We start from the raw sequence: 8,831 nt of genomic DNA, 5'->3' as shown, positions 1-8,831 counted from the left end.
CCGCCCAGCAGCGCCAGGCCGATGATCAACGTCCCGGAGCGGAACTCGATCACCGTCACCAGCAGACCGATCAGCACACCCGCGCACACGGCCAGCAACGGCCACTGCCGGTAGGGGGCCGGGTGGTGCCCTCCGACCGCGCGTCCGCCGCCCTCGGGCCGCGCGGTGTCCCGTGTGAGCACGGGAAAGCGCCGCGAACGCCTGCGCGGCGCGGCGGTCGCCTGCCGTCCCCCGTCGGGCGGCTGATCCCCGGCGGCAGCCGACTGCTGTCCGCCGGCCTCCGACTGCTCGGCGTCCGCCGCCTGCCCATCGGCCTCCGACCGCCCGTCGTTCGCCGACCGCTCGGAGTCCTCCGACCGCCCGTCGTTCGCCGGCTGCTCGGCGTCCGCCGGCTTCTCCGTGCGCGTCGCGGGCTTCGTCCCCGCCTCGTTCTCCTTGCTCATGGCCGCCCTCAGCGCGCCGCCGCTTCGGCCGCTTCCACGACGTTGACGAGCAACTGGGCCCGCGTCATCGGGCCGACACCGCCCGGGTTGGGCGAGAGCCAGCCGGCGACCTCGGCGACCCCCGGATGCACATCCCCCACGATCTTGCCGTTCTCGTCCCTGCTGACGCCCACGTCGAGCACGGCGGCGCCCTCGCGTACGTACTCCGGCTTGATCAGGTGGGGCACCCCTGCGGCGGCGACGACGATGTCGGCCTGGCGCAGCGCCTGGGGCAGGTCGCGGGTACCGGTGTGGCACTGGGTGACGGTCGCGTTCTCGCTGCGCCGGGTCAGCAGCAGCGGCAGCGGCCGGCCCGCCGTCACACCGCGGCCGACCACGACGACGTGGGCGCCGTCCAGTTCGACGCCGTAGCGGCGCAGCAGCACGATCATGCCCTGGGGGGTGCAGGGCAGCGGCGCGGGCTTGTTGAGGACGAGTCGGCCCAGGTTCGTGGGGTGCAGCCCATCGGCGTCCTTGGCCGGGTCCATCAGCTCCAGCACCCGGTTGACGTCGATGCCCTTGGGGAGCGGGAGCTGGACGATGTAACCGGTACAGGCCGGGTCCTCGTTCAGCTCGCGGACCACCGCTTCGATCTCTTCCTGCGTCGCGGTGGCGGGGAGCTCGCGCTGAATGGAGTTGATGCCGATCTGCTGGCTGTCGCGGTGCTTGCCCGCGACGTACTTCTGCGAGCCGACGTCGTCGCCGACGAGCAGGGTGCCGAGGCCGGGCGTGACGCCCTTGGCCTTGAGCGCCTCGACGCGCGCGGTGAGATCGGACTTGATCGCGGCGGCGGTGGCCTTGCCATCGAGAATCTGGGCGGTCATGCGCCCATCCTCGCGGATGCGGGCCCCGTCTCTCCACTCAGGCTCCGCCGGCGCCGCGCTCGGGTCGGTCGTGCGAGTCCTCCGGCCGGATGTGCGACCGCGGGTCACCCGCTCGGCGGTGCCACGGCAACGGGAGGGCAAAGGCCGGTTCATGTGCCTGTCTGGTGCCCGTACGTTCCGTTGTGACCGGGCACGCAGGGTCAGTAGCGTGCGCGGCGTGTTCAGCGTGATCATTGTCCCGGACGGGTGCCGGGGACCTGAGGAACAGCACCGGCTGGAGCCGGGTCATACGCTGCGTTTCGGCCGCACGGCGCCCGCAGGCAGCGGTCTGGCCGTCCCGCACCCGGCCGTGGCGTGTGCGGCCGGGGAGATCACGGCGACCGGCGCCTTCTGGACCCTGACCAACTTCAGCCGTGACCAGTCCTACGTCGTCGAGAACCCGGAGAGCCCGGGAGAACGCCTCACAGTGGCACCGGGGCGGGCGGACGCGCCGGTGCCGTTCGAGTTCGCGCGCGTGCGGCTGTGCGCCCGGGATCCCCGCCCCGGCTGCGGTTTCGACGTCCTGGCGCCCCGCCACGACTATCTGGCGGCGGATGGCGGGCCTCGCGGTCCGGGCGGCACCCTCGACGCCGCCGGGGACGGTGAGGGGGCCGGCGCCGCGGCGGAGACGGAGGACTGGCTGTTCGACCCGTTCCCCCGCCCCTACCCGCTGGACCACACCTGTCGCTACTTCCTCGTTCTGGCCGCCCTGTGCGAGGAGGCGTTGCGCGCGGGCGACACGACGGCCTGCGACGCGCCCGGCGCCGACCAGCCAGGCACACGCCACGGCAGCCGGCCGGGCACACGCCACGGCAGCCGGCCGGGCACGCGCCTTGGCGACCAGCCGCACGCACGCCACGCCGACCAGCCGAAGGCGCCGTGCGTCGAGGAGCTGACGGAACGGCTGCGGCCGGTTTGGCCCGAGGTCACCGCCACCGCCGTGCGGTGGAACCTCGACTACCTGCGGATGAAGCTGGGACTGCGCGCTCAGGACGGCCCGGAGGCCGCCCGTGCCGCCCTGGTGCGCTTCGCGCTCAGGTTCGACCTCGTACACGAGGGACACCTGGCACTGCTGGGCGGACAGTTGGTCTGAACACCGGACCGCCACGGTGGTCACCGTGCGCCTGACCCCGCGTTGCGGATTCGCCACAGTACGGAAACCCGGCTGGACAGTCCGACAGTCCGACCACCACCATTGTGGGACGGCGTCGGGCGCTTCAGGGTGGGCCGGCGGTGCGGCGCCGTACCGGGGGAGGCGACATTGCTGAGGGCAGGCCGTGGTTCTCCGGAGTCACTCGGCCCGATCCGCTCCCTCAACGCCGTCGGAGGAAACAGCTCGTGAGCTACCCACCGCCCCCAGGACAGAGTCCCCACAATCCGTACTCGGCGCCGCAGCAGCCCCAGCAGGGCGCCCCCTACGGATATCCCCAACAGGGCGCCCCGGCCCCTTACAGCTACCCGCAGGCCGGTATGCCCGCCTACCCGGGCGGTGGCATGCAGCCCACCGTCAGCATGCCCGGGGTGGCCGTCACCGCACGCGTACTGCTGTTTATCGCGGGTTCGCTGTGGGCACTGTTCGGCGTCCTCCTGCTCATCGGCGGCGTGGCCGCCAACGACGCGCTGGACGACATCCCGGGCGTGGGCGCGGCAGGCGGTGCCGCTCTGGGTATCGCGCTGTTCGGGCTGCTGATCGGCGGTGGTCTGGCGGCGCTGCACATCGTGCCTGCCTCGATGTTCGGCAGGGGCCGCACCGGCACGCGCGTGACGGCGATCATCGCCGGCGCGGTCAACGCGCTGATCCCCCTGCTGAGCATCGTCGGCAACCTGGGCAGCGGTGACGCGGCGGGCGGCTCTCTGTTCCTCGCCGTGCTGTGGCTGGCGACCGCCGTGCTCACGATCGTGTTCTGCTCGATGAGCGCCACGGGCCAGTGGTTCAACCGGCCGCAGTACTAGGCCCGTACCTGGTATCAGACCAGCCCCCTGTCACCTGTCGCAGGGGAGGCGGCAACCGCGCGGTGACGGCGCGGCCGGACTTCCGGCCGCGCCGTCACTGTTGTGCGGGCCCGCTCCGTGGACGGCGCGGCAGGCACCCAGCGTCGCCGTCCACGGGGGCGGGCCCGCCCCGCCCCCGTACGGCGAATGGCCCCGTGCCGCGCCGGGCATGTATGCGCCGGGGGGATGCGTATGCACAGCATCATCGTGGTGCCGCCCGAGGAGTCGGCGGCACAGTCGGTGAGACAGCGGGCAGGGCAGCTACGGTTGGCGCCGGGCGAGAGCCTCCGTTTCGGCCGTGAGGAGGGGTGCGGGCTCGTTCTCGCGCACCCGGGGGTGTCCAGGAGCGCCGGGGTGCTCGCCGCCAGCGGCTCGTTCTGGACGCTGACCAACCACAGCCGCGACCGTACGTACGTCGTGGAGAACCCCGAGGGCGCGGGGGAGCACATCAAGGTGGTGCCCGGCCGGGTGGAGGCCCCGGTGCCCTTCGAGTTCTCCCGGGTGGTGCTGCCCGCCGGGGACGAGCTGGTCGCCTTCGAGGTGTGGGCGCCGCGCCACGACCACCTGCGGACGGCGCCGGGCGACGGCGAGGGGGTGCTGACCGTCCCCGCCTTCCCGCTCGACCGGAACTCCCGGTACTTCCGGGTGCTGGTCGCGCTGTGTGAGCCACGGCTGCGCGGTCAACCGTACGCGCCGCTGCCCACCACCGAGCAACTGACCGAGCGGCTGCGGGCGGCGTGGCCGGAGGCGGGACGGGCGTCGGTGCAGTGGAACATCGATTACCTCGCCGTCAAACTGCGCCTCCGTCCCGCGCCCGAGAACAGCCCGGAGGGCAGAGCGCGGCTCAACGGGAAGAAGGAGATGCTGGTCGCCCTGGCGCTCCGTTTCGACTTGGTGCGCGAGGACGATCTGACACTGCTCGGCAGTGCGCGAGGCCGCGGGCGGCTGGACGCGCGTCCCGGCGGAACGGTGCCGGCATGACGCTGCGGCTCCCGATCGGCTATCGGGTGGGGCCGTGGGAGGTGCGGGAACCGATCGCGAGCGGCGCGTTCGGCAGCGTGTACGAGGGACGGCGGCACAGCGGCCACGAGGGGCGGCGCGGCAGCGACCCCGAGAGGTGGCAGGACAGCGACCGCGAGGGGCGACGGCACAGCGGCCACGAGGGGCGACGCGGCAGCGACCCCGAGGGGTGGCCCGAGGGCGAGCCCTCGCGCGCCGCGCTGAAGTTCCTGCCGACGGGGACACGGACGCCGCGTCAGCTGGACCACCTGCGCGATCTCACGGAGCGCGAGGTGGCGCTCCTGCGGGCCGTCCGCCGACCGCGGCTGGTCCGCATGCACGAGGTGCTCACCGTCGACGATCCGGAGCGGCCCGACATCGACGGCGCGTGTGTGCTCGTCCTGGAGCGGGCGCACACCTCCCTGGAGCGCATGCTCGCCCACGGGGGCCTCATCCAGGCCGCGTTGCTCGCGCAGGTGTGCGAGGGGCTGGTCCAGTTGCACTCGGCCGGCTGGGTGCACGGGGACCTCAAACCGGCCAACGTCCTGCTCATGCGGGACAGCACGGTACGCCTGTGCGACTTCAACCTCGCGGCGGAACTGGAGGGTACACACGCCTACTCGCCCGCGTTCTCCACCCCCGACTACACGCCCCCCGAACTGCTGTGGTCGGACATCGGCGAGCGCGGGCAGCGCATCAGGCCCAGTACCGACGTGTGGGCGTTCGGGGTCCTCGCCCACCTCGTACTGACCGGTGACTTCCCGTTCCCCGGCAGCACCTCGTCGGCCCGCCGGGACGCCGTGCTGCGCTACGCGCGCGGCGGCGAGGGGCTGCGCCTCTCGGACGAACTCCCGGACGCCTGGCGCGGCATCGTGACCGACTGCCTGGCCCCCACGCACGAGGAGCGCGCCAGGCACGACGCCCGGTCCCTGCTGCCCAGGACGGAGGAGGCGGCAGGCACCGCACGGGCCAGGACACCGGGGTCCCGACGGCGCCGCGTCGGGCTGTACCTGGCGGCCGGACTCACCGGGCTCGGCCTGGTGGCGGGCACCGCGGCGGTGACGGCGACACTCGTCGACGAGGGTCCCGGCACCCGGCGCACGGCAGAACCCACCGGGTACGACCGGTGCAAGCGGGGATACGTCTGCTTCTTCACCGAGCCCGCCGGGCAGGGCGACATGTGCAGCTGGTTCGGGTTCGACGAGGACTGGCGCACCGGCACCATCCGCTGTCCGTGGAGCGCCCGCCAGGCGCCGCGTTCGGTCTTCAACAACGGGGCGCAGGGCAAGTACGCCGCCGTCGCCTACTTCCACTCCGACGACCACCACGGGCGCCAGGGGTGCATCAGCCGACTGGGCAGGCTGGACCTGCCCGACGACCTCCCCGAGATCCGCTCCCACAGCTGGGTCGAACGCTGCTGACCGGTGTGCGCGGCGCGGACGGGCGCCCGCACGGGCCGGCGGTGTGCGGATCGGCCGCCCGCACCCCTCGGGGGTTGCGAGTACTGCCCCACCCTGGGAGTTGCGAGGTACCGGCCCCAGCACCCGCACGGCACTGTGGAGTCGTGCCGCCCAGGGCGGCACGCAGGGGGAAACACCGGGCCCGGCCAAGACGGGGGCGGGCCCGGTGTCCACGAAAACCGGGGAGGAACCATCATGCGCAAGCTGAAGCTCGCTGCGATCGGCGCCGGGACGGCGGCACTCATCGCCACCGGGGGGACCATGACCGCGGGCGCCACCACGCCGGCGTCCACCGCCCAGAGCGCGTCGGCGGGGACGGCCGCGAAGACCGTCGACCCGAAGGGCGCCCACAGCCAGGGCATCAGCGTCACCGGGTACTCGTGCACCCGGGGGGCGGTCTGCTTCTACACGGGAACCAAGGGCTCAGGGAAGAAGTACCAGCGCTTCGTCAACACCAACAACAACTACCACCACATCAGCTCCGCCTATAACAACGGGCGGACCGATGAGCCCCTGGACCACGTGAAGGTCAAGTGGAACCACACCGGCAGCAGCACGTCCTACTGGGGCTGCCTGTCACCGGGCGAGAAGTGGAACGGCTACGACTACACCGTGGACGCCATCCGCTGGGTCAAGAGCTGCTGAGAGGGGCGAACGGGGCAGTGAAACCCTCCGGGGCCCGGCGGACGCGTCCGCCGGGCCCCGGAGGCGTGCCGCGGGGTGAAGGCCGGGCTCGGTGGGACACCGGGCCCGGCCGGGCACCGCACACTCAGTGGAAGAAGTGCCGCGTCCCCGTCAGGTACATCGTGATGCCCGCCTTCTCCGCGGCCTCGACGACCTGTTCGTCGCGCACGGACCCGCCCGGCTGGACGACGGCGCGCACGCCCGCCTCGGCCAGCACCTCCAGGCCGTCCGGGAACGGGAAGAACGCGTCCGAGGCCGCGTACGCCCCCCGCGCCCGCTCCTCGCCCGCGCGCTGGACGGCGAGCCGGGCCGAGTCGACCCGGTTGACCTGCCCCATGCCGACACCCACCGTCGCCCGGTCCTTGCCGAGCAGGATCGCGTTCGACTTGACCGCGCGGCACGCCCGCCAGGCGAAGGCCAGCTCGGCCAGCTCACCGGCGTCCAGCGCCGCCCCGGCGGCCAGGGTCCAACTCGCCGGGTCGTCGCCCTCCGCCTGGAAGGCGTCCTTGACCTGGGCGAGGCCACCGCCGTCGATGGGACGGAACTCGGCGGGTGCCGCCGGGGCCTCGGGGCAGCGCAGGACCCGGATGTTCTTCTTGCGGGTGAGCGCTTCCACAGCGCCCTCCTCGTAGTCCGGGGCGACGACGACCTCGGTGAAGATCCCCGCGACCTGCTCGGCCATCTCCTTCGTCACCGGGCGGTTGACGGCGATCACGCCGCCGTAGGCCGACAGCGGGTCGCAGGCGTGGGCCTTGCGGTGCGCCTCGGCCACGTCGGCGGCGACGGCGATGCCGCAGGGGTTGGTGTGCTTGATGACCGCCACGCACGCCTCGTCGTGGTCGTAGGCGGCACGCCGCGCGGCCTCGGTGTCGACGTAGTTGTTGTACGACATCTCCTTGCCGTGCAACTGCTCGGCCTCGGCCAGCCCGCCGCAGCCACCCGTGTACAGCGCGGCCGGCTGGTGCGGGTTCTCGCCGTAGCGCAGCACGTTCTTGCGCTCGTAGGTGACGCCGATGAACTCGGAGAACGGGGAGGACTCCTCCTCGTCCTTGCCGGTGTACTCGGCGAACCAGCCCGCCACCGCCACGTCGTACGCCGCCGTGTGCCGGAAGGCCTCCCCCGCCAGGCGCTTGCGCGCGGCCAGATCGAAGCCCCCCTCTCGGGCAGCGTCCAGGACAGCGCCGTAGCGGTCCGGGTTGACGACGACGGCCACGGACGGGTGATTCTTGGCGGCGGCGCGCACCATCGAGGGCCCGCCGATGTCGATCTGCTCCACGCACTCGTCGTCCGACGCGCCCGAGGCCACGGTCTCGGCGAACGGGTAGAGGTTGACGACGACCAGCTCGAACGGCTCGACACCCAGCTCGCCCAGCTGCGCGCGGTGCGCCTCCAGGCGCTGGTCGGCGAGGATGCCGGCGTGCACGCGCGGGTGCAGGGTCTTGACCCGCCCGTCCAGGCACTCGGGGAAGCCGGTCAGCTCCTCGACGGGGGTGACCGGAACGCCGGCGTCCGCGATGCGCTTCGCCGTCGATCCCGTCGAGACCAGCTGCACCCCCGCGGCGTGCAGCCCCCGGGCCAGCTCCTCAAGACCCGTCTTGTCGTACACGCTGACCAGCGCCCGGCGGATCGGCCGCTTGGCGCCCGTGGTCGCAGCAGTCTCACTCATGACCCAGTCGTACCCTTCTCCTGTTCGGCCCCTCGAAGGTGTAGCCGTCGCGCGCGATGCGCCCCACGACCTCGACGAGCAGCCGTCGCTCGACTTCCTTGATCCGCTCGTGCAGAGCGGATTCGTCGTCCTCGTCCAGGACCTCGACGGCGCGCTGCGCGATCACGGGCCCGGTGTCGACGCCGTCGTCGACGAAGTGGACGGTGCACCCGGTCACCTTCGCGCCGTACGCGAGCGCGTCGCGTACGCCGTGAGCGCCGGGAAAGCTGGGGAGCAGCGCGGGGTGCGTGTTGAGGAACCGCCCGCCGAAGCGCGCCAGGAACCCGGGACCCACCACCTTCATGAAGCCCGCCGAGACCACCAGGTCAGGCCCGTGGGCGGCCGTCGCCCCGGCCAGTGCCGCATCCCACTCCTCGCGGGTGGCGAAGTCCTTCACCCGGCACGTGTAGGTGGGGATCCCGGCCCGCTCCGCGCGCGCCAGCCCCTCGATACCGCCCCGGTCCGCGCCCACGGCGACGATCTCGTACGGGGTGTCCGTGGCAGGGTCGGCCGCGGCGTCGATCAGCGCCTGCAGATTGGTACCGGAACCGGACACCAGGACGACCAGGCGCACGGGGGCGGCGGGACGGAAGGACGGCGCGTCCACGACGGTGCTCTCTCTCGCGGGAGGCGGGCGGAATGAGGG

The 8,831-nt window shown here is 72.8% G+C and carries 8 protein-coding genes and 1 pseudogene; 5 read left to right on the top strand and 4 right to left on the bottom strand.

Going from position 1 to position 8,831, the window contains the following annotated elements:
• A pseudogene (locus tag AB8Z75_RS27010) lies at nt 1-443 on the bottom strand (hypothetical protein); the annotation flags it as partial.
• An 8-nt stretch (nt 444-451) separates the two neighbouring features.
• Complete coding sequence (locus AB8Z75_RS27005; protein ID WP_369206412.1) at nt 452-1,306, bottom strand: bifunctional methylenetetrahydrofolate dehydrogenase/methenyltetrahydrofolate cyclohydrolase; 855 nt, start codon at nt 1,304-1,306, stop codon at nt 452-454.
• 217 nt (nt 1,307-1,523) lie between these two features.
• On the opposite strand from AB8Z75_RS27005, the gene AB8Z75_RS27000 reads away from it, so the two are divergent.
• The 5 genes from AB8Z75_RS27000 to AB8Z75_RS26980 all read left to right on the top strand — a co-directional run bounded on the left by AB8Z75_RS27000 (nt 1,524) and on the right by AB8Z75_RS26980 (nt 6,441).
• Nucleotides 1,524-2,438: a hypothetical protein gene (locus tag AB8Z75_RS27000; RefSeq protein ID WP_369206410.1), complete on the top strand. Its 915-nt coding sequence runs from the start codon at nt 1,524-1,526 to the stop codon at nt 2,436-2,438.
• A gap of 245 nt (nt 2,439-2,683) precedes the next feature.
• Nucleotides 2,684-3,298 (top strand): hypothetical protein, encoded by a 615-nt coding sequence (locus AB8Z75_RS26995; protein WP_369206408.1) that lies wholly within the window; start codon nt 2,684-2,686, stop codon nt 3,296-3,298.
• Between the two features lie 231 nt (nt 3,299-3,529).
• On the top strand, nt 3,530-4,318 hold the full coding sequence (locus tag AB8Z75_RS26990; RefSeq protein WP_369206406.1) for an FHA domain-containing protein: 789 nt from the start codon (nt 3,530-3,532) through the stop codon (nt 4,316-4,318).
• Complete coding sequence (locus tag AB8Z75_RS26985) at nt 4,315-5,757, top strand: protein kinase (protein WP_369206404.1); 1,443 nt, start codon at nt 4,315-4,317, stop codon at nt 5,755-5,757. The genes AB8Z75_RS26990 and AB8Z75_RS26985 overlap by 4 nt, the downstream gene beginning before the upstream one ends.
• Before the next feature lie 234 nt (nt 5,758-5,991).
• Nucleotides 5,992-6,441: a hypothetical protein gene (locus AB8Z75_RS26980; protein ID WP_369206402.1), complete on the top strand. Its 450-nt coding sequence runs from the start codon at nt 5,992-5,994 to the stop codon at nt 6,439-6,441.
• Nucleotides 6,442-6,565: 124 nt separating this feature from the next.
• Here AB8Z75_RS26980 and purH read toward each other — a convergent pair whose 3' ends face one another.
• Together purH and purN are read right to left on the bottom strand one after the other, a co-directional pair.
• Nucleotides 6,566-8,146 carry a bifunctional phosphoribosylaminoimidazolecarboxamide formyltransferase/IMP cyclohydrolase gene (gene purH, locus AB8Z75_RS26975; RefSeq protein WP_369206400.1) on the bottom strand — a complete coding sequence of 527 codons (1,581 nt, stop codon included), beginning with the start codon at nt 8,144-8,146 and terminating at the stop codon, nt 6,566-6,568.
• Entirely contained in the window at nt 8,139-8,792 is a 654-nt protein-coding gene (gene purN / locus AB8Z75_RS26970) for a phosphoribosylglycinamide formyltransferase (RefSeq protein WP_369206414.1), read from the bottom strand. Before purN ends, purH begins: the two co-directional genes overlap by 8 nt.
• Nucleotides 8,793-8,831: the final 39 nt, after the last annotated feature.

Origin of the sequence: Streptomyces sp. PU-14G (assembly GCF_041028275.1) — a bacterium.
Lineage (GTDB): Bacteria > Actinomycetota > Actinomycetes > Streptomycetales > Streptomycetaceae > Streptomyces.
Note: the sequence above shows the minus strand (reverse complement) of the source record. Positions and strands in the feature narration are given on the sequence as shown.

Coding starts and splice junctions, on each gene's coding strand:
- AB8Z75_RS27005 (WP_369206412.1), bottom strand. CDS start 1,306: ATGACCGCCCAGATTCTCGATGGCAAGGCCACCGCCGCCGCGATCAAG.
- AB8Z75_RS26990 (WP_369206406.1), top strand. CDS start 3,530: ATGCACAGCATCATCGTGGTGCCGCCCGAGGAGTCGGCGGCACAGTCG.
- AB8Z75_RS26985 (WP_369206404.1), top strand. CDS start 4,315: ATGACGCTGCGGCTCCCGATCGGCTATCGGGTGGGGCCGTGGGAGGTG.
- AB8Z75_RS26980 (WP_369206402.1), top strand. CDS start 5,992: ATGCGCAAGCTGAAGCTCGCTGCGATCGGCGCCGGGACGGCGGCACTC.
- purH (WP_369206400.1), bottom strand. CDS start 8,146: ATGAGTGAGACTGCTGCGACCACGGGCGCCAAGCGGCCGATCCGCCGG.